The 22,974-nt window shown below is 72.9% G+C and carries 16 protein-coding genes and 1 pseudogene; 1 reads left to right on the forward strand and 16 read right to left on the reverse strand.

What is annotated here, in order from left to right; all coding sequences use genetic code 11:
* Positions 1-2: 2 nt before the first annotated feature.
* The 15 genes from ACFYL6_RS30075 to ACFYL6_RS30145 all read right to left on the reverse strand — a co-directional run bounded on the left by ACFYL6_RS30075 (position 3) and on the right by ACFYL6_RS30145 (position 20,738).
* Positions 3-1,640, reverse strand: coding sequence for a lipopolysaccharide biosynthesis protein (locus tag ACFYL6_RS30075; protein WP_387176434.1), 1,638 nt, complete (start codon positions 1,638-1,640; stop codon positions 3-5).
* Positions 1,637-2,929, reverse strand: coding sequence for an O-antigen ligase family protein (locus ACFYL6_RS30080; protein ID WP_387176494.1), 1,293 nt, complete (start codon positions 2,927-2,929; stop codon positions 1,637-1,639). The genes ACFYL6_RS30075 and ACFYL6_RS30080 overlap by 4 nt, the downstream gene beginning before the upstream one ends.
* 68 nt (positions 2,930-2,997) lie before the next feature.
* A complete protein-coding gene (locus ACFYL6_RS30085; protein WP_387176436.1) occupies positions 2,998-4,596 on the reverse strand; it encodes a lipopolysaccharide biosynthesis protein in 1,599 nt (532 codons plus the stop codon).
* Complete coding sequence (locus tag ACFYL6_RS30090) at positions 4,589-5,107, reverse strand: acyltransferase (protein WP_387176496.1); 519 nt, start codon at positions 5,105-5,107, stop codon at positions 4,589-4,591. Before ACFYL6_RS30090 ends, ACFYL6_RS30085 begins: the two co-directional genes overlap by 8 nt.
* 127 nt (positions 5,108-5,234) lie before the next feature.
* Positions 5,235-7,172, reverse strand: coding sequence for a hypothetical protein (locus tag ACFYL6_RS30095; RefSeq protein WP_387176437.1), 1,938 nt, complete (start codon positions 7,170-7,172; stop codon positions 5,235-5,237).
* Between the two features lie 222 nt (positions 7,173-7,394).
* The gene (locus ACFYL6_RS30100; RefSeq protein WP_387176439.1) at positions 7,395-9,101 is read right to left on the reverse strand and encodes a glycosyl hydrolase; all 1,707 of its coding nucleotides are present in this window, start codon (positions 9,099-9,101) and stop codon (positions 7,395-7,397) included.
* 117 nt (positions 9,102-9,218) lie between these two features.
* Positions 9,219-10,046, reverse strand: a complete 828-nt coding sequence (locus tag ACFYL6_RS30105) for a shikimate dehydrogenase (RefSeq protein ID WP_387176498.1) — start codon at positions 10,044-10,046, stop codon at positions 9,219-9,221.
* Between the two features lie 261 nt (positions 10,047-10,307).
* Positions 10,308-11,510: an endolytic transglycosylase MltG gene (gene mltG, locus ACFYL6_RS30110; RefSeq protein ID WP_387176441.1), complete on the reverse strand. Its 1,203-nt coding sequence runs from the start codon at positions 11,508-11,510 to the stop codon at positions 10,308-10,310.
* The gene (ruvX, locus tag ACFYL6_RS30115; protein WP_387176443.1) at positions 11,510-11,968 is read right to left on the reverse strand and encodes a Holliday junction resolvase RuvX; all 459 of its coding nucleotides are present in this window, start codon (positions 11,966-11,968) and stop codon (positions 11,510-11,512) included. Before ruvX ends, mltG begins: the two co-directional genes overlap by 1 nt.
* A 72-nt stretch (positions 11,969-12,040) precedes the next feature.
* Positions 12,041-14,719, reverse strand: coding sequence for an alanine--tRNA ligase (alaS, locus tag ACFYL6_RS30120; protein WP_387176445.1), 2,679 nt, complete (start codon positions 14,717-14,719; stop codon positions 12,041-12,043).
* Positions 14,716-15,021 carry a hypothetical protein gene (locus tag ACFYL6_RS30125; RefSeq protein ID WP_091401860.1) on the reverse strand — a complete coding sequence of 102 codons (306 nt, stop codon included), beginning with the start codon at positions 15,019-15,021 and terminating at the stop codon, positions 14,716-14,718. The genes alaS and ACFYL6_RS30125 overlap by 4 nt, the downstream gene beginning before the upstream one ends.
* 29 nt (positions 15,022-15,050) lie before the next feature.
* Positions 15,051-15,515, reverse strand: a complete 465-nt coding sequence (locus tag ACFYL6_RS30130; RefSeq protein WP_112677951.1) for a DUF948 domain-containing protein — start codon at positions 15,513-15,515, stop codon at positions 15,051-15,053.
* A gap of 149 nt (positions 15,516-15,664) precedes the next feature.
* The gene (locus tag ACFYL6_RS30135) at positions 15,665-16,360 is read right to left on the reverse strand and encodes a hypothetical protein (protein WP_387176500.1); all 696 of its coding nucleotides are present in this window, start codon (positions 16,358-16,360) and stop codon (positions 15,665-15,667) included.
* A gap of 2,543 nt (positions 16,361-18,903) precedes the next feature.
* Positions 18,904-20,442, reverse strand: a complete 1,539-nt coding sequence (locus tag ACFYL6_RS30140; protein WP_387176448.1) for a replication-associated recombination protein A — start codon at positions 20,440-20,442, stop codon at positions 18,904-18,906.
* Positions 20,443-20,516: 74 nt separating this feature from the next.
* Positions 20,517-20,738, reverse strand: a complete 222-nt coding sequence (locus tag ACFYL6_RS30145; RefSeq protein ID WP_387176450.1) for a hypothetical protein — start codon at positions 20,736-20,738, stop codon at positions 20,517-20,519.
* A 140-nt stretch (positions 20,739-20,878) separates the two neighbouring features.
* On the opposite strand from ACFYL6_RS30145, the gene ACFYL6_RS30150 reads away from it, so the two are divergent.
* Positions 20,879-21,619, forward strand: a complete 741-nt coding sequence (locus ACFYL6_RS30150) for a GNAT family N-acetyltransferase (protein ID WP_387176502.1) — start codon at positions 20,879-20,881, stop codon at positions 21,617-21,619.
* On the opposite strand, the pseudogene ACFYL6_RS30155 reads toward ACFYL6_RS30150, so the two are convergent.
* Positions 21,602-22,946, reverse strand: a pseudogene (locus ACFYL6_RS30155) (MFS transporter); the annotation flags it as partial. The gene ACFYL6_RS30150 and the pseudogene ACFYL6_RS30155 sit on opposite strands and share 18 nt — an antisense overlap.
* Positions 22,947-22,974: the final 28 nt, after the last annotated feature.

Genomic DNA, 22,974 nt, shown 5'->3' on the forward strand with positions numbered 1-22,974 from the left:
CCTCACCTGCCTCTCGTCGATGCCGAGGTGGGCCCGGCGGCCGCGGCCGCGTCGTCCCCTCCACGGATCTGCCTCATGGTCCCCCGGATGCCGGCGCGCACCCGGGGCAACGTCAACATGCCGACGCAGCCGGCCAGCAGCACCACCAGCGCCACCGCGAGACCGGGCAGGCCGCGACCGCCCACCAGCACACCGGCGCCGGCGGCCAGGCCCACCCCGGCGACCGTGGCCACCGCGGCACGCGCCATCGCGGCGTCGACCAGCGGCTGCCGAACCACCGACCGGGCGAACCCGGCGGCGGTGAGGTTCTCGGTGACGATGCCGGCCGCCCAGGCCACCGCCGCGCCCGTCGCGCCGTAGCGGGGGATTAGCCAGAGACCCAGCGAGACGGTCACCGTCAACCCGGCCACGGTGGCGACCAGGTGCAGCCCGCTGCGCCCGCCCATCAGGAGCAGGCTCTGCACGTTGCCCACGCCGGTGTTGACCAACATCGCCAGCGCGAGCACCGTCATCGCCGGCACACCGGCGGTGAACTCCGGCCCGAACAACTGGAGGAAGGCCAACGCGAAGACCGCCAGCAACAGGTACACCGGCCAGGACAGCACCAGCCCCCAGGTGGTCAACTGCCGGTGCACGGCCGCCGCCGCGGCCCGCTCTCCCCGCCCGAGCAGCCGGGACAACTGCGGAGACACCGCCACCCGCAGCCCCTGCATGGCCAACTGACCGGCCAGCACGTACCGGCCGACGGCACCGAACACACCGGCGTCCGCCGGCCCGGCCAGCACCGAGGTGAGCAACACCCCCACCCACATGCTGCCGGCGTCGATGGCCGCCGAGGCGGCCCGGGGCAGCGCGAAGCGCCAGAACGTCGACCAGTCGGCGCGGTGCGGACGCAGCGTCGCGCCCCGGCCCAGCCCGAGCGGCCCGGCGACGAGAACGAGGCAGGCCAGCAGCGCCAACGCCGCCGGCACCAACCAGCCGGTCATGCCGGCGAGCAGACCACCACCCGCCAGCGCGGCGGCCCCGACCAGCACCGGGCGGGCGACCGGCAGCAGCAGGAACTGCACCCCGACGTACGCCCGGATGGGCCGTACGCAGCGCAGGGCGGCCAGCAGCAGGGTCATGGCGACCACCACCGGCACCGCGGCGAACGTGACGGTGAGCAGCGCGTCGCCGCTCGCGCCGGAGCCGCGCAGCAGCCGGGGCGCGAGCGCGTCGGCGGCCAGCACGCCCCCGCCGGCGACCAGGAGCCCGGTCAGCAGCGGCGGGATCAGCGCCACCGGGAGCACCCGGGCCGCGTCACCGCGCACACCGGCAGTGCGACGGGGCAGAGCCCACATGAGGCCTGTCTCCGCGCCGAGCGTGCAGATTGCGGTGGCCACGGTGACGACCCCGATCGCGGCGAAGAACGCGCCCGCCCCGGCCGTGCCGTAGCCGCGGGTGATCACGACGGCCAGCACGAACCCGAACAACCCGCTGGTGGCCGCGCCGAGCAGCCCGGCCACGCCGCTACGCGCGCTGCGGCGGGTCTCGGCCGAGCCGACGTCCCCAGCGGGCGACGCCGTGGCCTGGCCCTCGACCGCGGTGGGTGTCGGCCGGCCCCCGTCGGCGCCGGCCGGTGGCCGGGTCGCGGCGGTCACGCGGGCACCGGCGCGTTGCGCGCCGCCGTCGGCGACGACCCGGCCAACCGGGCCAGCCGTTCGCGTTCGGTCAACGCCATCGCGAAGGCGACCGCGAAGAACGCGACCGCCAGGTTCTGGTTCGCCATGCCGTAGAACGGGATCTGCACGAGGCAGACCACCGGCACCACCGCCAGCCACTGCCCGGCCGCCGAGGTCGCCCGGGCGCAGATCACCGCGGCGGCGACGAACCAGGCCAGGAAACAGATGAGCGCGGGTACGCCGTGGCTGAACAGCACCATCCACAACTGCCCCTGGGTGCCGATCGGCGCGGCCGCCGACACCGTGTCGACGTTCACCGGCGCGCCGTAGCCCAACCACGGCGACTCCTGCACCCGGCGGATCACCTCGGTGTAGAGCGAGAGCCGGTCGGTGTTGGTGTCGCTGGAGTCGACCCGTCGGCTGATCAGCTCGGTGATCGGAATGAACAGCGTGGCCAACGCGCCGATCACCACCACGCCGACGATGGACGCGGCCACCCGGACGTTGCCGCGCAGGCTGGCCCGCACCCCGAGCACCGCCAGCCCGGCACCGAGGCTGAGGAACATCGCCCGGTTGAGGGTGAGGAACGCCGGCGCCAGCGACAGCGGCAGCGACGCCAGCAGCGCCCAGCGCAGCAGCCCCCGCCGGCGCAGCATCGCGAAGGCCACCACGCAGGGCAGGGTCATGGCGTACGCGCTGCCGTAGTTGTTGGTGTACGCGAACGGCGCGGCCGGCCGGTAGATCGGGTTGAGCGAACGGGCGCTGTACTCAGCGGTGGTGAGGTGCACCATGTCCTGGATGAACGGGGTGCCGGCCACTCCGCTGGGCAGCAGCACCTCCACCGGTGTCGTCATGGCCAGCCGGGGCACCAGCACCCCGAGCCAGCCCAGCGCCACCAGCCCGAACCAGAACGCGCAGAGCGGGGTGAGCACCGCCACCAGGCTGGCGCGTTCCCGGGCGGCGGCGTAGACGTAGACGCCGACCACCAGCGCGGTCAGGTAGAAGGCCAGGCGCAGGGCGAAGGTGAGCAGCGAGGCGGGCGACGACAGTTGGGTGGCGCTGACCACCACGACGGCCAGGAACAGCAACCAGATCCCGACCGCCGGCGGCAGCGGCACGCGCCCCCGGGTGAGCAGCAACGCCAACAGCAGCGCACCCAGCAGCGGCCAACCGAGGTAGAACGCACCGAGCAGCCACCAGAGCGGCACCAGGCCGAACATCATCGACAGCGGCCAGAGCGGCAGTTGCGGCGGCGCGGGCGGCGGCACCGGCGCGGCCTCCTCCGGGGCGCCTCCGGGCGGTGGTTCGGTCGCCGGGGCGCGGGTCACCGACACACTCAGGCCCGGCCGTTCCGGGTGAGGACGAAGCCCAGCGGGGTGACCCCGGCGGCGCGCAGCCGCTCCACCAGGCGACGCAGGTCGCTCTGCCGGGTGCGGTCGCGCTCGACGACCACCACCGCGCTGCCCTGCCGGGCCACGGCCACGCCACGCTCGTCGGACTCCGCCGGAGGGGCGTTGAACAGGACCAGGCCGTGATCCGCGCCCTGCCGCCAGGTGCCGAACCGGACACTGCCCACCCCCACGGCGACCTCGTCCGGGGCGACGACGCGACCGTTGTCCGGGCGGGCCGACGACACCCGCGGCAGCGTCAGCGTGGCGTCCGGATCGGTGGACGGGCGGGCGCCGGGCGGGTGCGGGGAGGGTCGGCGGGCGGGCGTGCCGTCCGTGGCGGCACCGGCGGCCGGTGTGCTGCCGGCCGGTCGGGGCTTGGGCACCAGCGGCCGGGACGGGTCGATGGGCAGCCGTCCCCGGTCGGCGAGCACGCTGGTCCGTAGCCGCTCGATCCGTCCGCTGTCGTCGGCGACGAAGACCTCCCGGCCGTCCACGGCGAGCGCCACCGCGAGCCCGGCGGTGAGCGCGGTGGCGTCCTCCCGGGCGGTGACCAGCGCCACCCGGGCCGGCTGCCGGACCCGTTCGGCGACCGCCATCGCCACGTACCGGACGTCGGCGTCGACAGCCCGGGGGCTACCCCGGAACCCCGGTCGGCGCACCGTGCCGAGCAGCGGAAGGCCGGAGGCCTCCCGGCCGTCGGCCACCGAGCGGACCCGCCGGTCGGTCGACTCCCACAGGTACGCCAGCACAATGCCGACCAGCGCGCCACCGAGCAGGCCGGCGACCAGGTAGAGCGGGCGGTGCCCGGCGGAGGTGACCAGCGCCTTCTCGGCGGTCTGGGTGACCCAGCCGGGGTTGACGTCGACCGCCGCGATCTCGGTACGGGCGGCGTTGAGCTGGGTGAGCTGGTTGTTGATCCCGGCCAACTCGGCCACCAGCGCGTCACCAGCGGCGGTGTCCTTGGCGGTGTTCGCCCGCTTCTGCAACGCGGTCTGCTGGGCGGCGACCTTGGTGATGCTGGCGTCGTAGGAGCGCAGCATCTCGGCGCGCTGCTGCTCGTACATGGTCCGGCGCACGCTCAGGTAGGCCTCGGCGGCCAGGTTGGCGCTCTGCACGGCCCGGTGCGCCTCGCGCGCCTGGTAGGTGAAGCGCAGGATCTGCCCGCCGGTGGGCACCTCGACCTCGAGCGCGTCACGGATGTCACGCGGGTCACCGCCGGCCGATTCGGCCAGCCGCTGCACCACCTCGGTGCCGGTGGCGATGCCGCTCTCCACGTTCATGTTGACCGCGCGGTCGGCGCCCGCGCCGCTGGGGGTGAAGGCGTCGGTCACCACCGGCCGGACCGCGACCACGGCGCTCGCGGTCATCGCCGCCGGCACCAGCAGCACGTAGCCGAGCGCGGCCAGCAGACCGACCATGGCGACCGCCCCCACCAACCGCAACCGGTGCATCGGCACCCGCAGCAGGTCGGTCAGTGTCACGGCACGCGAGGTGCCGGAGGACGGGCCGTCCGTGGGCCAGGGTGCGGGCGCTGCATCAGTCATGGAACTTCTTCACCGTCTGTTGAGGATTACCGACGACCACGACGCCGGGTGGTACGTCGGTGCGGACCACCGTCGCCGCGCCGACGACGCTGTCCCGGCCGATCCGCACGCCCTTCAGGACCAGGGCGTGCGCACCGACCCAGACGTTGTCCTCAAGGACGATCGGGGCCCGGGTGAGCGGGCTGGGCGGTGCGTGCCGCTGCTCGGGGGGCAGGTTGTGGAAGTCGTTGTCGAGCAACTCGCAGTCGGACAGGAGGCACCGGTCCCCCACGGTCACCGACGTCCAGGTGCCGATCCAGGTGGCGTTGAGCAGAGAGTCCGCGCCGACGCGTACCTCGCCGGGGCCGGCGAAGCGGACGAGTTTGTTCAACCGGGTGCGGTCTCCGATGGTCACCCGCACGCCGCGCCGCAACCGGATCCGGCCACGGATCTCCACGTCCCTACCGAGCGTCAACCGTCGGTAACGGAGCTGATACCAGCCGCGTTTGACCGCGAAGACCAGACGCACCACGCGTCTCGTTCGGATGCCAGCGGCGCCGAGCAACGACCCTCCCCCACCGTCGCGGGCCGGCGGCGGTGGTACCGCCACCGGCCCAACGCGAACAATCTACCGATGCTCCGTCACGAACGGTTGACCCTTACTGTACGGAGAAGAATGTCGATGGGGTAGACCAGGACAACTCGGGCGTTGCGCTGCTGATGACGGTCGCCGTGGTGCCGTTGACCACCGCGCTCGGCGCGGCCGTCGGGTCGAACGGCACGCTGCGCAGAGCGCCGTCGGTGGAGCCGTAGACGATCCGGCCGCCCACCCACGCCATGCCCCGCACCGCGGACCAGGTCACACCCGTGGTCGGCAGGGCGAACTCGGTGGCACCGAGGTAGTTGCCGTCGATCTCGAAGTAGCGGTAGTAGAGGCTGTTGGCCCCGGTGCGGGTGTAGTAGAGCCGACCGTCGAGGAAGAAGGCGCCGGTCAGCGCCGCCGGGTTGTACCAGTCGTTGTAGCCGGACGCCTCCCACGGCGAGCCGATCGCGCCCCCGTTGAACAGCGAGACGTCGATCCGACTACCGGTGGGCGTGCCGGCCACCGTGTGCGACCAGTAGATCCGGTCGTCCACCCGCCAGGTCGCGCCGGCCGCCGTGTACGCGGGCTGGCTGACGCTTGTCGCGGTGCCCAGCGCGGTGCCGTTGAACGGGACCTTCGCCACGGTGCCGGAGGCGGTGCCCAGGTAGAGGTTGCCGGTGGTGGCCGACGGCGGGTTCTTCGGGGTGAAGGTGCGTCCGCCGGCGAGCGGGAACATGCCGAGCCGGCCGTGGTACTCCTCGCCCATGCCGTCGGAGTTGTGCCCGAAGTAGAGGCCGTCCGAGCCACGCCAGAGCACCGGCACCGAGGAACCCCAGTTGCTGGTGCCCGACGGCATCGAGGCGCTGCCGCTACGGCGCGGGTTCCAGTTCACCGGCATGCCGGTCGCCGGCGTGACGGCGGCGATGCCGAGCCGGTCGACCGCGCCCGGGCCGGCGTTGTCGCTGGCGTTCGGGTTGTTGACCCAGCGGAAGTGCCCGCCCAGGTAGATGACGTTGTCCGCCACCTCGACCGCGGTGATGGTGTCGTTGCCGGTGTAGTCGACCCAGGTGGCGAGCAGGCCGGAGCCCCGCTCGGCGGTCTCGAAGCGGACCAGGGCGTCGCAGTACGCGGCCGGCCAGCCGGCACCGCCGTTGGTGCCGACCACGAACCAGGTGCCGTCGCCACCGAACTTCACGTCCTGCACGTAGTGCACGAAGGTCGTCGGCGCGGCGCACGGCGGAACGAACTTGTCGGTGCTCCAGTCGAGCACCGTGGGGGTCCCGGAGACGTCCACCAACGCCATCTGGTTGCGCGGCAGGTCGTTGACGAGCGTGAAGTTGCCGCCGACGACCAGGGTGCCGCCGTCCGGCGCGACGTCGATGGTCCAGACGTACGACGTGGTGCCGTGCCGCCCCACGGTGGCGTCGACGCTGAAGCTCGGGTCGATCGCGCCGGTGGTCGCGTTGAGCCGGCCGAGACCGGCGTGCGCGGTGCCGTTGAGCCAGTTGAACGCGCCGGCCACGTACAGCCAGTTGCCGTGCAGCGCCAGGTCACGGACCGTACCGCCGTCGGAGCGCCCGACCCAGCTGTCGACGATCGCGCCGGTGGACGGGTTGAGCGCCACCAGGTTCTTCCGGGAGACGCCGTTGACGGTCTTGAAGGCGCCGCCGACGATCAGCGTGCCGCCGGGGCCGGCGAGGAGGGTGTTGACCGCGCCGTCGAGCACCGGCAGGAAGGTGGTCGACATGGTGCCGGTGGTCCGGTCGTACGCGAAGAGGTAGCGCTGCGTGATCCACGCGGAGCTGGCGGTCTGCCGGAGCTGGGTGAAGCTGCCGCCGACGAAGACCGTGTTGCCCACCTGCGCGAAGGCACGGGTCTCACCGTCTCGCGCGTGCGGGGTCGCGTCGGCGGGGTTCGCCGAGACCAGGGTCGCCGTCGTCGGGACCGGTACCACCGCGGCCGACGCGGTCGTGGGCACGCCCAGAGCTGCGGCGATGATCGCCAACGCGACCATCCCCGCCCGAGTACGACGTCGTCCTGCAAAACGCCACGAGTGCGAGAGTTTGGGCACGCTGCGCCTCCAGATTGGATGAGAACCCGAGGTAGCGTGCCTCGTCCAGCCTGGTTAACAAAATCCGCCGATTGGGCGGTGCATGAATCCGCAAGCCGACAGAACGCCGGAGGATCGGATCTCCGACCCCCGGCGAACCGCCGTTCGATCAGCCCGTTTCGAACGTCAGCGGCTACCTCCGGTGGGTTGCCGCAGGTAGGGGTCCTGTCCGGCCTGCGCGAAGCCGGCCACCGCCGAGGCGTCGTGGTTCATCGTCATGTCGCAGGTCGGCGTGCGGCTGGTCATCCCGGCCGAGTTGAAGTAGATCGCCGCCTTGATCTTCGGGTGGGCCTTCAGCGCCGCCGGGAAGTCCTGGAACCAGCGCTGCTTGGCGCCCGGGTCGGCGGAGTTGAAGTTGGTGCCGAACTCGGCGAGCATCCGCGGCTTGCCGGCGCCGATACCGTTGTCGTCCAACCAGCTGTAGAAACCGCCAATGGTGGTTTTGGGGCTCTTCCACACCGTGCTGCCGTTGCAGACGTGGAAGTTGTACGGGTCGTAGGCCACCCAGTCGACGTACTGGTCGCCGGGATACAGGCCGGCGTACCGGGAGTAGTGCCCGGACCAGCCCATCATCGTCCAGACCCAGACCGCGTTTGTCGCGCCGGCGTCGGCGAAGCGTTCGTGGACGTACCGCCAGGCGCGGACGAAGTCGGCGTCGCTGCCCTTGTTCGGCTCGTCCTCCGGCTCGTGGTCGAAGCCGATGAACACCGGCACACCGGCGGCCCGGATCCGGCCCGCGACCGCGTCGATGGTGTCGTCCTGCTTGCCGCCGTAGACGTCCGACCACTTCAGAGTGGTGCCGGCGGAGAAGTCACGGGACTCCCAGGCGAAGAACATCAACCGGCCTTCGCGCATCTGCTGCGACTCGTAGACGTCGGGGAAGGCGCCGTTACTGCCGGAGTTGGAGAAGTCGTGGTAGCGGTGCACGATGTCGAACTTGCGCCCAACCTGCGTCTCCACGTCGGTGACGGCCTTGCCGTGGTCCCAGCCACCGGCCGCCCCGGCGGGCGAGTACATGCCCCACCAGGCGCCACAGGACGGGACGAGCTTGTCCGAGACGGACCCGCACTTGCCGGACGGAAGGCTGCCGCTGGCGCTCGGGGTGGCCGTCCGGGTCGGGGCGATGGTCGGCGACGGCTTCGGCGCGGCGGTGGTCGGCGGCGCGCTCGGCGACGGCGGCGGAGCCGGCCGGGTGGTCGGCACCGCCGACGGCCGGGCCCCGAGGTCGTAGCTGATCAGCAGGCTGGGCCGCAGGTCCGGGTTGCGGTTCTCGACCGACGCCCAGTAGATCCGGCTCTCCAGGCCGCTCTGGGCCAGCGAGACCGTCCAGGTGCCGTTACCGGTGACCAGCTTGGAGACGTCCCACTCGTTGAAGCCCTTGGCCACACTTGTCACGCTGTCCAGCGCGGCACCGGCCGACGTCAGGGGAGGCCGCGACTCGCGGGCGCTCAACGGCGAGGCGTGCGCCGTCACCGTGGCGGCGAACTGCTGCCAGGCGTGCACCCGCAGCGTGGCCCGGACGTTGACCGCGGTGGCCGGCACAGTGGTCACCGCGAATTCGATGACCGCCTCGCGGCCACCGCGCGGGTTGCCGTCGCAGCGCGTCGCGCAGGTGGCCAGGGTCGACTTGGCCGCGTTGTCACCGTCCTGCGACACCGCGGTCGCGGTGGTGTCCGCCGCCGCCCGGATCGACAGGTCGTCGCTGGCCAGCAGCGGCATCATGGTCGCCACGATGCCGGCCACCACCGACCCGCCGAGCACGCCGATGGCAATCGCCTTACGCCGGGGTCCAGAACGGAACCGGGTGATGCGGTGCAGTCCGTGCCTGGTCAAGGAAACTCCCTGTGTCTGCGTCCGTAACGGTGAGCAGCGTATCGATGACCAGGACATGTGGCAGGTAGGACAGTTTCCCGTAAGCGCGTCTTAACCGTCAGCTAAGGTCCGGGCGTCTCAGCCGGCGCGAACGGCGGCCAGCGCGGCGGCCATCGCCGCCCTCGGCGCGGGCACCCCGGTGAACTGCTCGAACTGCCCGACCGCCTGGGCCAGCAGCAGGTCCAGGCCGGAGACGATCCGGCAACCGGCCGCGTCGGCGGCCGTCGCCAACGGTGTGGGCCACGGGTCGTAGAGCGCGTCGAAGAACACCGCGCCCGGCCGCCAGGCCACCGCGCCGGCCAGCGGGTCGGCGACCCCCTTCGGCACCGTGGAGACGACCACGTCGGCGGTGGAGAGCTGCCGGGGCGCGTCGCCCCACTGCGCGGGCGTCAGCGCGACACCCACCGCGTCGGCCACCGGGCGCAACTCGTCGACCGCCTCGGGTCGACGGGCCACCACAGTCACCGACGAGCAGGCCAACTGCGCGGCGGCGGCGAGCGCGGCGCGGGCCGTCCCGCCGGCACCGAGCACCGTCACGGCGGCACCGGCGGTCACGCCGGCGTCGGTGAGCACCCGCACCATGCCGGCGACGTCCGTGTTGTCCGCGTACCAGGAGCCGTCCGGACGGCGTACCAACGTGTTGGCCGCGCCGACGGCGGCGGCGACCGGCGACGCGGCGTCGGCCACGGCGAGCGCCACCTCCTTGCCCGGCATGGTCACCGACAACCCGGCCCATTCCGGGCCCAGGCCGGCGACCAGATCCGGCAGCTCCGCCGCCGCGCACTCGATCCGGGTGTACGACCACCCGGTCAGCCCGGCGGCGACGTAACCCGCGGTGTGGATCACCGGCGAGAGGGAGTGCGCGATCGGCTTGCCCAGCACCGCGGCCCTACGGGTCGACACGATCACCGCCGGTCATGGTCGACATCACTTCCCCGCTCTCTGCCGCACGTCGGGTCCGACCCTACCGAGCACCCCGTCCGGGCACCAGAAAATCGGGCTGCGGCCGGCCTGGGCAATCGGGTTATCGCTCGCCCCTCATCGACGTCGGCGAAAGCGTTCCGAGGACGATCGCGCGTTAGGCTGACACGTAAAGGCTCCCTTCCCGACAGCGACCAATAAATGCGATCGCAAAAGAAGGGAGCCTTTATGGCGTCACCCGGCCGGTCAGATGATGCCGGCCTCCTTGGCCTTGTTCTCGTTGCGCTTGTGCTGCTCGTACGTCTCGGCGAACGCGGAGTGGCCCTTGTCGTCGATCGCCACGAAGTAGAGCCACTTGCCGGCCGGCGGGTCCATCGCCCCTTCCAGGGCCTGCTTGCCCGGGTTGTTGATTGGGGTGGGAATCATGCCGCGCAGCTTGCGGTTGTACGGGTTCTTCTCGTCGTCCAGCTCGGCCGCCGTCATCTGCTTGGACGACTTGGTCGGCTTGCCGATCGACTCTAGGTAGTAGTTGACCGTGACGTCCATCTCCAGGCAGCTACAGGGAAACTCGCCGTACGCCCGGTTGTAGGCCACCCGGGCGACCTTGCCCAGGTCGTCCTTGTTGCCCGCCTCAGCCTGGGCCAGTGAGGCCACGATCAGCGCCTCGTACGGGCTGACGCCGCCCCGCTCCTCCTGCACCCGGTCGGCGAACTTCATCTCCCCGCTCACCGAGAGGAAGCGGTTCACCATCAGCTTGAGGATGCTCTCGGCAGTGGACTTCGGCGGGATCTCGTACGTGTCCGGGAAGAGGAAGCCCTCCACGGACTTGACGGACTTCTTGCCGTCGGCGCGCTTGAACCACCAGTCCGGGACGCCGAGCCCCTCCGGGTCCTTCGCGGCGGCCTGGAAGTCCTTGACCGGAATCTTGGTCTTCTCGGAAAGCAGCTTGTAGATGTTGAAGCTCGTGCGGCCCTCGGGGATGGTCAGCCCGTTGACGATCTTGTTCTTCAGGTCGAGCATCGCGGTCACGGCGCTCGCGCCGCTCATCTGCTTACGCAGCTTGTACGTGCCCGGCTGGATGTTCTTGCTGCGCGAGTTGGCCTCGGCCGCCTCGATGAAAGCCTTCTGGCTCTTCACCACGTCGGCAGCCACGAGGGCGTCGGCCATGTCGGCGATCAGCGCGCCGTTCTTGATCTCGACGGTGATCTCACCGGACCCGCTGCCGTCGTAGTCGGGGGTGACGAAGTAGTTCTGGATGCGGTCGAAGCTGTAGAACGCGCCGCCGCCGATGCCGCCCAGCAGGAGCAGGGCCATCAGCAGAGCCAGGAATGTCTTACCCCGGCCGCCGCCGGACCCGCCCTTGCCCTTGCCCTTGCGGAAGCCGCGCCGGTGCCGACCCTTCTCCCCCCGCTCCGGCTCGTCGAACCCAAGGTCCAGATCGTCGATCATTACCGCCGCCTCCGCTGCGCGTCCAGCCAGCTCTGCAGGATCTCCACCGCGGCCGCCTGATCGACAACCGCACGTTGACGTTTACCTCGGACGCCACGTTCGGCAAGCCTACGAGAAGCGACCACGGTCGACATCCTCTCGTCAGTGAGCGTTACCGGGACGGGCGCTATCACATCGACCAGTCGGTCAGCGTACGCCTTCACATGGACGGCCGCAGGGCCATGCTTGCCAGCGAGATTGACCGGAAGACCGACGACCACCCCGACGGCCTCGTGCTCGGCCACCAACGCGGCCAGCTCGGCGAGGTCGCTCGGCACCGCGTCCGGTGCAGCCGTGAGATCGCGAGCCAGGGTGACCAGCGGCGTTGCCAAGATCCCGTCCGGATCCGAGCGGGACACGCCCACCCGCACCTGACCGACATCCACGCCGATCCGCACACCTCGCGTCAACTCAGCCACCGAATGTCACCACCGACCGGGTACGAACCAGGGCGGACCAAGTGGCCCGCCCTGACTCACAGTGATGATCTATCACGCCTCAGTGATCGCCTTCTCGACGGTGAGCAGCAGGTTCGGTGCCTCGGCCGCCGGCAGACCGCCGCCCTGGGCCAGATCGGGGCTGCCACCGCCGCGCCCGGAGAACGCCGCCTTCACCAGATCCGACGCGGCCAGGCCCCGGCTGCGCGCCGCCGCGTTGACCGCCACCACCAGCGACGCCTTGCCGTTCGACCGAGCCGCCACCGCGACGACCGCCGGCCGCGCCGGGTCGATCTTGCCGCGGATCTCCTGGGCCAGGGTCCGCACGTCGTTGCCGGCCGCGCCCTCCGGCGCCTCGGTGCCCACGTACGCGACCCCGCGCACGTCCTTGGCCTGCGCCGCGAGCGCCGCCGCACCACCCAGCACCAGCTGGGCGCGCAGCTTCTCCAGCTCCTTCTCGGCGTCCCGAAGCTGGGTGACGGTCTGCTCCACCCGGTCGGCGACCTGATCGTTGGGCACCCGGTACAGCTCGGCCAGCCGGGAGACCAACAGGTGCTCCTTGGCCAGGAAGCCGAAGGCGTCCATGCCGACCAGCGCCTCGACCCGGCGGACACCGGAACCGATCGACGACTCGGAGAGGATCTTCACGAGGCCGAGCTGGGCGGAGCGGGCCACGTGCGTGCCGCCGCACAACTCCCGGGCGTAGTCACCCACCTCGACGACCCGCACCTCCTCGCCGTACTTCTCACCGAAGAGCGCCATCGCGCCGATCCGCCGCGCCTCCTCCAACGAGGTGATGAAGGCGTGCACCTCCAGGTCGGCCAAAAGCACCTCGTTGACCTGCTGCTCCACGTCGCGCAGGACGCTCGGCGACACCCCGGTCGGGGTGTTGAAGTCGAACCGGAGCCGACCGGGGGCGTTCAGCGACCCGGCCTGCGTGGCCGACTCGCCGAGGAAGTTGCGCATGGTCTGGTGCACCAGGTGGGTGGCGGTGTGCGACCGGGAGATAGCCCGACGCCGGGTCGTGTCGATCTCGGCGAAGCCGGCCTCACCGGCGCGTACCTCGCCCCGGATCACCCGGGCCCGGTGCACGATCAGACCGGGCACCGGCTGCTGCACGTCGAGCACCTCGACCTGCCCGCCACCAACCGTGATCATGCCCTGGTCGGGCTGCTGACCACCGCCCTCGGCGTAGAACGGCGTCGTGTCCAGCACCAGCTCGATGGTGTCGCCCTCGGTCGCCGCCTGACGCGGGCCGTCGGCGCCGAGCAGCGCCCGCACCGTCGACTCGCGGGACACCTCGCTGTACCCGGTGAACGTCACCGGCCCACCCGCGTCCAGCACCGACCGGTACGCCGACAGGTCGACGTGCCCCGTCTTGCGGGCCTGCGCGTCCGCCTTCGCCCGGGTCCGCTGGTCGGCCATCAGCCGCCGGAAACCCTCGTCGTCGACCGTGAGGCCCTGCTCCGCGGCGATCTCCAGGGTCAGGTCGATCGGGAAGCCGTACGTGTCGTGCAACTGGAACGCCTTCGCCCCGGACAGCGCGGAGCCGCCCGCCGTGCGGGTCTCCGCGATCGCGGTGTCCAGGATCGTGGTGCCGGCACGCAGGGTGGACAGGAACGCCTCCTCCTCCGCGTACGCGTAGTCCGCGATCCGGTCGAAGTCGGTCGCCAGCTCCGGGTACGACGGCGCCATGCAGTCCCGGGCCACCGGCAGCAGTTCGGGCAGCGCCCGGTCCTGCCAACCCAGCAGCCGGATCGACCGGATCGCCCGGCGCATGATCCGGCGCAACACGTACCCGCGACCCTCGTTCGACGGGGTCACACCGTCGCCGATCAGCATCAGCGCCGTGCGCACGTGATCCGCGATCACCCGCAGCCGCACGTCGTCCGGGTGCGACTCGCTGGCCACGTGCCCGGAGTGCGCGCCGTACCGCTTACCGGTCAACTCGGCCGCCCGGGCCAGGATCGGCCGGACCTCGTCGATCTCGTACAGGTTGTCGACGCCCTGCAGGATCGAGGCCATCCGTTCCAGGCCCATGCCGGTGTCGATGTTCTTCGCCGGCAGGTCACCCAGGATCGGGTAGTCCTCCTTGGTCGTGCCCGGACCCCGCTCGAACTGCATGAAGACGAGATTCCAGTACTCCATGTACCGGTCCTCGTCGACCGCCGGACCGCCCTCGCGGCCGTACTCCGGGCCCCGGTCGTAGAACAGCTCCGACGACGGACCGCACGGCCCGGGAATGCCCATCGACCAGAAGTTGTCCGCCTTGCCCCGGCGGACGATCCGCTCGGCCGGCACACCGACCGACCGCCAGATCTCGAACGCCTCGTCGTCGTCGAGGTAGATCGTCGGCCAGATCCGCTCCGGATCCAGGCCGTACCCACCCTCGGCGATCGGCTTCGTGGACAACTCCCAGGCCAGCGGGATCGCACCGGCCTTGAAGTAGTCACCGAAGGAGAAGTTGCCGTTCATCTGGAAGAACGTGCCGTGCCGGCTGGTCTTGCCGACCTCGTCGATGTCCGGGGTGCGCAGGCACTTCTGCACGCTGACCGCCCGCTGGTACGCGGGAGTCTGCTGACCCAGGAAGTACGGGACGAACTGCACCATGCCGGCGTTGACGAACAGCAGGTTCGGGTCGCTGATGGCGGGCAGCGGAGCGGACGGCACCACGGTGTGGCCATTCGCCTCGAAGTGCGCGAGGTACCGCCGCTTGATCTCCGCCGTCTTCATCGCTGGTGTTCCTCCGGAAAGATTTCTCGATCGCCGATTCGCGGGTCTTCCCGCAGGTCGGCGAACTTATCGTCGAACGCCTCGCCCTGGGCGAACGCGTGGTGGATCTCCTGCTCGCGTTCGGCCATCCCGACCCGGACGTCCTCCACGAAACTACGCAGCGACTCGACGAGCCCGCCAGCGGATTCCGTCAGCGAGCTGGCGATGCCCGCCGGCGTGTACGCCTGCGCGGTCCGGGTCGCCTTGCGGACCACGATCACACCGACGGCCACCCCGATGCCGAGCCAGAACAAGCGCCTCATGTCCCGCTACCTCCTGGTGCGCCGGCCGGTCAGCTGTTGCCGCGTCGCGCGGCCCGTCGCTGCTGCTTGATGGTGTCGCGTACCTCACGCTCGGTCTCGGCGTGCCGACGACCGGCGGCGGCCTTACGCACGCCGTAGCCGAAAGCGGCCACCTTGACCAGGGGGTTGGCGGCCGCGGCGGAGACGACGGTGGCCAGGTTGGCGACGTTGGCGGTGACGTTCTGTGCGTGGCTGGTCATGGTGTCGACCTTCGCCAGTTGGAGGTTCACACCGTCGAGCGAGGTCTGCACCTGCTCCAGCGCGGTGTTGACGTTCTTCACCGTGGTGTTCACGTCACCGAGCAGCGGTGCGGTCCGGTCGTTGAGGTCGTTGATCATGCGGGTGGTGGCGTCAACCGTGTGCCGCAGCCGCAGGATGGGCAGCGTCAGGATGAGCACCAGCACCGCGAACGCGCTTGCCGCGATCAGCGCCGCGATCGCTCCAATGTCGCCCACGCCTGTCCTCCTCAAGCAGGGTTCCGCAGGACCCGACGTCCCCGGAACGCACAACCATGGCACCCGTACCGGCCGCCGAACCGTCGGCGGTCACCGGTAGCGGGCGTGCCCGCCAGCCCCAGACCCTACCGTCCGTGATGGAGACCGGCTCAGGACGGTGAGGGTGTCAGCTCACCCAACGGATCCGCACTGACCGTCGGGAACGGATCCTCACCGGTCAGTGACGGGTCGGTGGTCGGCTGCGGCCTGGTCCGCTCGTCGTCGATCGCGTTGCGCACCTTCACCGACACCAACGAGCCGGTGCACTCGGTCGCAGCGGCCGACGGGTCGCCGGACGGCACGACTGCCGGCTCGCCGTCGACCGGCGGCGGCACACAGGTCGGCTCGCGTACCCACAGGTCGAGGGTCAGCTCGTCGCGACGCCAGCAGGTGTAGCTGCCCTTCGTCTGCTGCTCCGGGCAGCGGCTCACCTTCCACGGCCGCCACCCGTCCTGGCGCAGCGCGTCCTCGTAGACCTGCGCCGTCTCCTTGGGCGCCTTCTCCGAGGTCACGGTGCGCTCACGCAGCCGGCAGTCGAGCAGGCACCACCGGCTGCCGCTGACATCGTCGACCGTCTTCGCGGCCGCCCAGCCGGGCACGCTGAGCTGGTCCAGGTTGTCGAAGACCGGGTCGCGGCTCAGCGTCCGGATGCCGAAGAAGAGCGGCACCGCGCCGAGCAGCACGACGCTGACCAGCACCAACACCGCCGCACGCAGGCGGCGTCGTTCACGGGTCTGCCGGCGCTCCTCGGAACGGGCGCCGGCCGCGGCGTCGTCGTCCGGCGCGTCCTGACCGGCCGAGCGCAGCGCCGGTCCGTCCGAGGGCTCCGGTGCCGGCCGCTCCACCGGGCCGGACGCGGAGGGCACCACGACGGCGGCGCGGGCCACACCGACCGGCTCGCCGCCGCGGCCGGGCGGCGGCACGGGCGCGACACCGCTCGGCTCGGCACGACCGGGCTCCCGGTGCGGAGGCAGGGCGCGTCCGGCGGCACGGTCGGCCGGAGCGGGTCGGCCGACCGGCGCTCCACCGCGGGCCGGACCGGCCGGCCCTGGTTCACCGGTCGTCCGGTCGTCGATGGGCGGCTGCCCGCCGGGTGGGCGGACGGCGGCGCGAGCCGGACCGTCCGGACGTGCACGTGGCGGACCATCCACACCCGGCGGAACCGCCGCACGAGCCGGACCGTCCGGACGCGAACGTGGCGGACCATCCACACCCGGCGGAACCGCCGCACGAGCCGGACCGTCCGGCCGGGTCGCGTCCCGGGGTGCCGTCTCGGCACCCGGGCCGGTGCGCGGTGGGCCGTCAGCGCCACGGCGCCCGGTGCCGGGTGCCGGCGCGTCGCCGGGAATGGGCCGGGCCCGGCCGGGTGCGGCGGCGCGGGCAGCGCCCCGAACCGCGGGACCGGCACCGGGGGCGGCTCGCCCACCGGCGTACGGGTCGTCGCCGTGGTCACTCGCCGGCCCGGGTCGACCGGGACCGGCCGTACCGTCAGGGCCGGGCTCGGCTGACGGACGACGTCGTCGGCCGGTCGGGTCCGGGGTGGGCGGTGCGTCCGGGCCGGGCCCCGCCACGGCGCGGCCGCGCCGGCCGGTGGGGTCGACAGCGGGTACTGCCGCCGCGCCCCGCCCGTGGGCGGGCCGTTCACCGGGGGTCGACGGATAGGGCTGCGCGTGCTCGCCGGTGGATCCCGAGGCGTCGGGCCGGACGGCGCGACGACCCGTCGGCGCGTCCGCGCCCGGGTCGACCGGCGGGCCGGTGGGACGGCGGGCGGCGGTGCGCTCCGCGGCCGGGTCCGGCACGGCGAGCCGACCGGACCCCTGGTCGACGAGGTCTCCCGGCCCGGCGGGCGGCGCCGGGCGACGGCCCCCGGCCGGCGGGCTGCCGTCTCGGCGGTTGACCACCGGCAGGCCAGGGTCGGTGTGCGGCAGGCGGCCGGCCTGACGGAGCCAGTCCGCGGGCCGCTCCGGGCGGTCCGGGCGTTCCGGGCGGGGCTCGCCGCCGGGCGGCGTTCGGCGTTCCGGCTCATCGGAGACGACCCGGCGACGACCGGTGCCGTCGGCGGGGCCGGTGGTGGGCATGGCGCCGCTGTGCGCGCCGGTCGCCTCGGGCACCGACGTCGCGTTGCCCGCGCGGGGCACGGGTGGCGCGTTGCCCGAGCGGGGCACCGATGGCGCGTTGCCCGAACGCGGCACCACCGGCTCGTCCGGTTCCGCGGCGCGGCGACGCCCGCCGGCTGCCGGACGGGGACGCTCGGACGCGCGTCGCCCGGTGGGCTCAGGCGCACCCGGGTCGGCCGGGCCTGGGCGACGCCGGGCGGCGCGCGGGTCATGATCGATGGCGGGGTCGGGCCGCAGTCCCTCCGCGGTCGGCGGCACGACGCCAGCCGGCGCGCCGTCGAAACGGGCCGGACCGGGGGCGGCGGGCGCTCCGGCGGCCCGCGCCGGGTCGGTGGTCGGGCCGGCGGCGCGTCGACCGGCGGGCGGGCCGTCGGTGGCCGGCAGGGCACGCCCAGGCTCGACCGGCTGTTCCGGACCGGGCCGGCGGCCCGGCGAGCCCGCGTCCGGACGGCGCAGCGGCGGCATCGCGTCCGGGTGCCCGCCGGGTGCGGCGGGGTCCTGATGACGGCCCGGCGGAACGGCGGCGTCCGGGCGACGGCCCGGCGAAGCGGCGGCGTCCGGGCGGCGACCGGCCGGCGCGCCTGAGGTCGGTGGGCCCACGGGTGGGCTGGGAGGGGCCGCCGCACCGCGAGCACGGATCGGGCCGCCGGGCGCGTCGGGTGCCGGGCGAGGTCCCTGCGGGCCGGCCGGGTCACCTCCGCCCGGACGAGCGGTGGGTGGCGACGGTGGTACGGCAGCGCGAGCGCCGGGCACCGGCTGCACCCCGCGGCGCGGCGGCTGCCCGGGTGCGGCGGGTGGCCGGTCATCGGGGCGGCGCGCGCCCGCTGGCGGCGTCTCCCCCGGCCAGGGGCCGTCGACCGGTCGACGGGTGGCGGCACCGCCCGGCTCACCCGGGCGCGGGGTTGGCGGCGCCGAGGGCTCCGGCCCACTGCCACGGGCACCGGCCGGCTCCGCCGGCGTACGCGGGGTGGACTGTGCCGGCGGTCCGGCCGGGTCTGCCGGCGGCATGCCCCCGCGGGGCCGGTTCGGCTCCGCGGGTGCGCCGTCCGGGCCGAGCTCGGTGCGTTGCTGCTTGGCCGAGCGCAGGTCGTCGATCCAGCCGAACTCCTCGCCGGCGACCGGCTCCTCCGGCTCGGGCTCAGCCGCCCGGCCGCGACCCCAACGGCGGGTCTTGGCGCGGGGATCGCGCCGCTCGTCCGGGCCCTCGTCCGGGCGGTCCCCACCACGCGATCTCACTGTTGACCCTCTCCTGCGGCGTCGGTGCCGCTGTCCTGCATCGTGCCGGGGGCGCCCGTGCCCGTCGTCGGACGGGCGGCCCCCGGGGATAGCGCTGGCGCGGTCTGCGCCGTTACGGACGGCTCGGATGTCGGCGTCTCCGGGCGGGTGGCCGGGGCCGGCAGACCACGCACGATCCGGCGCAGCAGCGGCAGCCGGCTGGCCACCGACCGCTCCGCGCCGTGCGGGCTGGGCTGGTAGTAGTCCGTGCCGACCAGGTCGTCCGGGACGTACTGCTGGGTGACCACGCCGCGCTGGTCGTCGTGCGGGTAGCGGTAGCCGGTCCCGTGGCCCAGGCCGCGGGCGCCGGCGTAGTGCGCGTCGCGCAGCCCTCGCGGCACCGGGCCGCCGCGACCGGCCCGGACGTCGGCGATCGCGGCGCCGATGGCGGTGGTGGCCGAGTTCGACTTGGGCGCGGTGGCCAGGTGGATCACCGCCTGGGCGAGGTTGAGCTGCGCCTCGGGCAGCCCGACGTACTCGACCGCGTGCGCGGCGGCGGTCGCGACGCTCAACGCCCCGGGGTCGGCCATGCCCACGTCCTCGCTGGCGAAGATGACCAGACGGCGGGCGATGAACCGGGCGTCCTCACCGGCCACCAGCATGCGGGCCAGCCAGTGCACCGCCGCGTCCACGTCCGAGCCGCGCATGCTCTTGATGAAGGCGCTGACCACGTCGTAGTGGGCGTCGCCGTCGCGGTCGTAGCGCACCGCCGCCACGTCGACCGCCTGCTCGGCGGTGGCCAGGTCGATCCGCCCGCCGCCGAGCGCCGTGGCGGAGGCCGCCGCCGCCTCCAGGGCGGTGAGTGCCTTACGGACGTCGCCGGCGGCCAGCCGGACCAGGTGGTCCTCGGCCTCGGTGGTCAGGGCGAGCGCCCCGTCCAGGCCACGCTTGTCGGCGACCGCGCGGCGCAGCAGACCCCGCACCGCCTCGTCGTCCAACGGTTGCAGGGTGAGCAGCACGCACCGCGACAGCAGCGGTGAGATGATCGAGAAGTACGGGTTCTCGGTGGTCGCCGCCAGCAAGGTGACCGTGCGGTCCTCGACGGCGGCGAGCAGGGAATCCTGTTGGGTCTTGCTGAACCGGTGCACCTCGTCGATGAAGAGCACGGTCTGCGGGCCGCCGGAACGGCGCTGGCGGCGAGCCGCCTCGATCACCGCCCGGACGTCCTTCACGCCGGCGGAGAGCGCCGACATGGCGACGAAGCGGCGGTCGGTCGCCCCGGCCACCAGGTGCGCGATGGTGGTCTTGCCGCTGCCCGGCGGGCCCCAGAGGATCACCGACATCGGAGCACCGCCGGAGACCAGTTGCCGCAGGGGCGCGCCGGGAGCGAGCAGGTGCTCCTGCCCGACCAGCTCGTCGAGGGTCACCGGGCGCATCCGGACGGGCAGGGGCGAATCGTCGGCCACCGCGGTGAAGCCGTCGACACCGGCGGGACCGTCGGGCGCGCTGCGCGACCCGGCGGGTTCACCGAGGGAGAAGAGGGCGTCGGACTCCATCACGAAGACAGTACCGGGCCGGGCCCGCGACGCCGGAATCGCGCCACGGGCCCGCCACCGGTGATCGGTTCCGGTCAGCCACGCCCGGGGCGACGGCCCCGGTACCAACGGCCACCGCCACCGGCGCCGCCGCCGCGCGGGCCGCTGCCCACGCCGGCCAGGTAGAGCGAGAGCAGGAGCAGCCCGATGAGCACGAGGGTGTTCCAGTTGAACAGGTCGGGTGCGCCGAAGTTGGTGTCGAGCAGATCGATGAGCAGGGCGAAGCCGAAGACAATCGCGGCCAGGATGGCGAGCATGTCGGTCCTCCGGTGGGGGTTCCCAGTAGGTCGGCGCGTGATGTACCCAATCGGTCGACTCGTCAATCTCCACGGTGGAGGTGGCCACGCCGTGACGGCCCGGCGCGGGCGTTCGACCCCCGACTCCTAGGCTGGAACACATGATCATCGACGACCGGGTGCTCCAGGACCGGAGCGCCATCCTGGCCGCCGTCGGCCACCACCCGTTCGCCCGGCACGCGCTCAAACGGTCCGTGCCGGCGCGCGCGTACCGGCGCGATGGCGTCGTGCTGTGGCTGGTGCCGCCCGAGCACGGGCCGGCCGGCTGCGCGATCGGCCCGGCCGAACCGGCGCTGGAGATCTGTGTCGCGCTCGCCGCCGACGGGCTGCTCCAGCCTGGACAGCGGCTGCACCTGCCCCGACACGATCGCGGGCTGCTTGTCGACCGGTTGGCGGTGGCCGAGCACAGCGACTGGGACTTCCACTGGACCGACACGTCGCCGCCGGCGCAGCCGGACGAGCGGTCGGTGGTACGCCTCACCGACGCCGACCAGCCGGCGCTGGCGGCGCTGGTCGAAGAGTCGTTCCCCAGCAGCACCTCCCGCCCGGGCGACCCACGGGTGGTCGACTGGTACGGCATCCGGGCCGGCGCCCGGTTGGTGGCGTGCGGCGCGGACCGCAGCCAGGGTGACATCGGTTTTCTCGCCGGCCTGACCGTCGCCCCCGACCAGCGGGGTCGAGGGCTGGGCGCGGCCCTGACCGCCGGGATGACCCGGGCGCTGCTGGCGCGCCACGACACCGTTGGCCTCGGCGTCTACACGCACAACGTCGGTGCGGCGCGGCTCTACCGTCGACTCGGCTACACCAACACCCTCCCCCTCAGCTCGATCCGCCTCGCCTGACGGGCAGCAGGGGGCCCCTCGCGGACGAGGGGCCCCCTGCTCAGCGGTCGGCGGCGGGTACCGGGACCGCGGTCGGCTCCACAACCGGGGCGGCCCGGCGGCCGGCCAGCCAGGCGGGCAGGTAGAGCGGGGCGGCGACGGCCAACACCACCGCGCCGACCACCATCGCGGTGCTGATGCTGGTGGCGGCGGCGAGCGCGGTCAGCACCACCCCGCCGAGCGCGCCGGCCGGCTGCGCCATCATCGAGTTCAGCGAGAGCACGCTGGTCCGGTACGGGCCGTCGACCTGCCGGTGCAGCAGCCCACTGTGCAGCGGGTTGGACGCGCCGTGCACGGCGTAGCAGGCCAGGTACGCCACCAGCACGCCGACCGGCCCGGCGAACAACCCCATCCCGACCACTGTCACGCCCTGCAGGATGCGCAGCAGGGCCGCACCCGGCGCGGCGCCGAACCAGCGCAGCAACAGCGGGGTGAGTGCCGCCCCGGCGGCCGAGGCGAGCCAGGCGGCCGAGTTCGCCGGCCCGAGCAGCGCCGCGGCACGTTCCGGATTGCCGATCACCTCGGCGAGCCGAACCGGCAGCAGCGACTCGAAGGTGACCATGCCGAAGCCCCAGAACAGCTCGACGGCCACCAACGCCAGCAGCACCCGGGAACGACGCAGCAGCCCGACGGCCTGGCTGATCATCCGGGGCGCCTGGACCACCGAGGCCCGCAACGCCGCGAACCCGGTGGCCGGCCGCTCCTCGACCAGCAGCACGACCAACGCGACGAGCGCCGCCGCCTGCGCCACGATGGCGGCCAACACGGGCACCGTGAGCGCGGTGATCGGTCCGATCGGGCCGAGCGCGATGAGACCACCGCTGAGCAGCGCGCCACCGCCGATGGCGCCGCCGACGACGGTGCCGGCGTACCCGAGGCCGCGCTCGTACTCGGCCTCCGGGTCGGCGGCCAGGGTGGCGTCGACGTACCAGGACTCCAACGGGCCGCTGTCCAGCGCTCGGTAGATGCCCTGCAAGGCCCAGACCACGAAGAACAGCACGAACGAGTCGGCCACCGCGAACAGCGCCAGCGAGGCGAGGTTGAGCACCCCGGCGGCGAGCAGCACCGGCCGACGACCGAGGGCGTCGGCGAGCCCGCCGGTGGGCAACTCCAGCGCCAGCACCAGCAGCCCCTGCGCCGTGCCGACCAGACCGATCTGTGGCAACGACAGGCCGCGCTCCTGCATCAGCAGGATCATCACCGGGATCATCAGACCCGTCGGCAGCCAACGCAGGCCGTACAGCGTGAGGTAACGACGCCGAACCTGGCGTACGGTCAGCGCGCTCACGACGCCACCTCTGTTCGCGACTGCGGGG

Source organism: Micromonospora sp. NPDC007208, from assembly GCF_042869175.1.
Classification (GTDB): Bacteria; Actinomycetota; Actinomycetes; order Mycobacteriales; family Micromonosporaceae; genus Micromonospora; species Micromonospora foliorum.

Excerpts from the sequence above, each read along its gene's own strand:
- ACFYL6_RS30085 (WP_387176436.1), bottom strand. The coding sequence starts at position 4,596 with ATGACTGATGCAGCGCCCGCACCCTGGCCCACGGACGGCCCGTCCTCC.
- mltG (WP_387176441.1), bottom strand. The coding sequence starts at position 11,510 with ATGATCGACGATCTGGACCTTGGGTTCGACGAGCCGGAGCGGGGGGAG.
- alaS (WP_387176445.1), bottom strand. The coding sequence starts at position 14,719 with ATGAAGACGGCGGAGATCAAGCGGCGGTACCTCGCGCACTTCGAGGCG.
- ACFYL6_RS30145 (WP_387176450.1), bottom strand. The coding sequence starts at position 20,738 with ATGCTCGCCATCCTGGCCGCGATTGTCTTCGGCTTCGCCCTGCTCATC.
- ACFYL6_RS30150 (WP_387176502.1), top strand. The coding sequence starts at position 20,879 with ATGATCATCGACGACCGGGTGCTCCAGGACCGGAGCGCCATCCTGGCC.
- ACFYL6_RS30125 (WP_091401860.1), bottom strand. The coding sequence starts at position 15,021 with ATGAGGCGCTTGTTCTGGCTCGGCATCGGGGTGGCCGTCGGTGTGATC.
- ACFYL6_RS30095 (WP_387176437.1), bottom strand. The coding sequence starts at position 7,172 with ATGGTCGCGTTGGCGATCATCGCCGCAGCTCTGGGCGTGCCCACGACC.
- ACFYL6_RS30140 (WP_387176448.1), bottom strand. The coding sequence starts at position 20,442 with ATGGAGTCCGACGCCCTCTTCTCCCTCGGTGAACCCGCCGGGTCGCGC.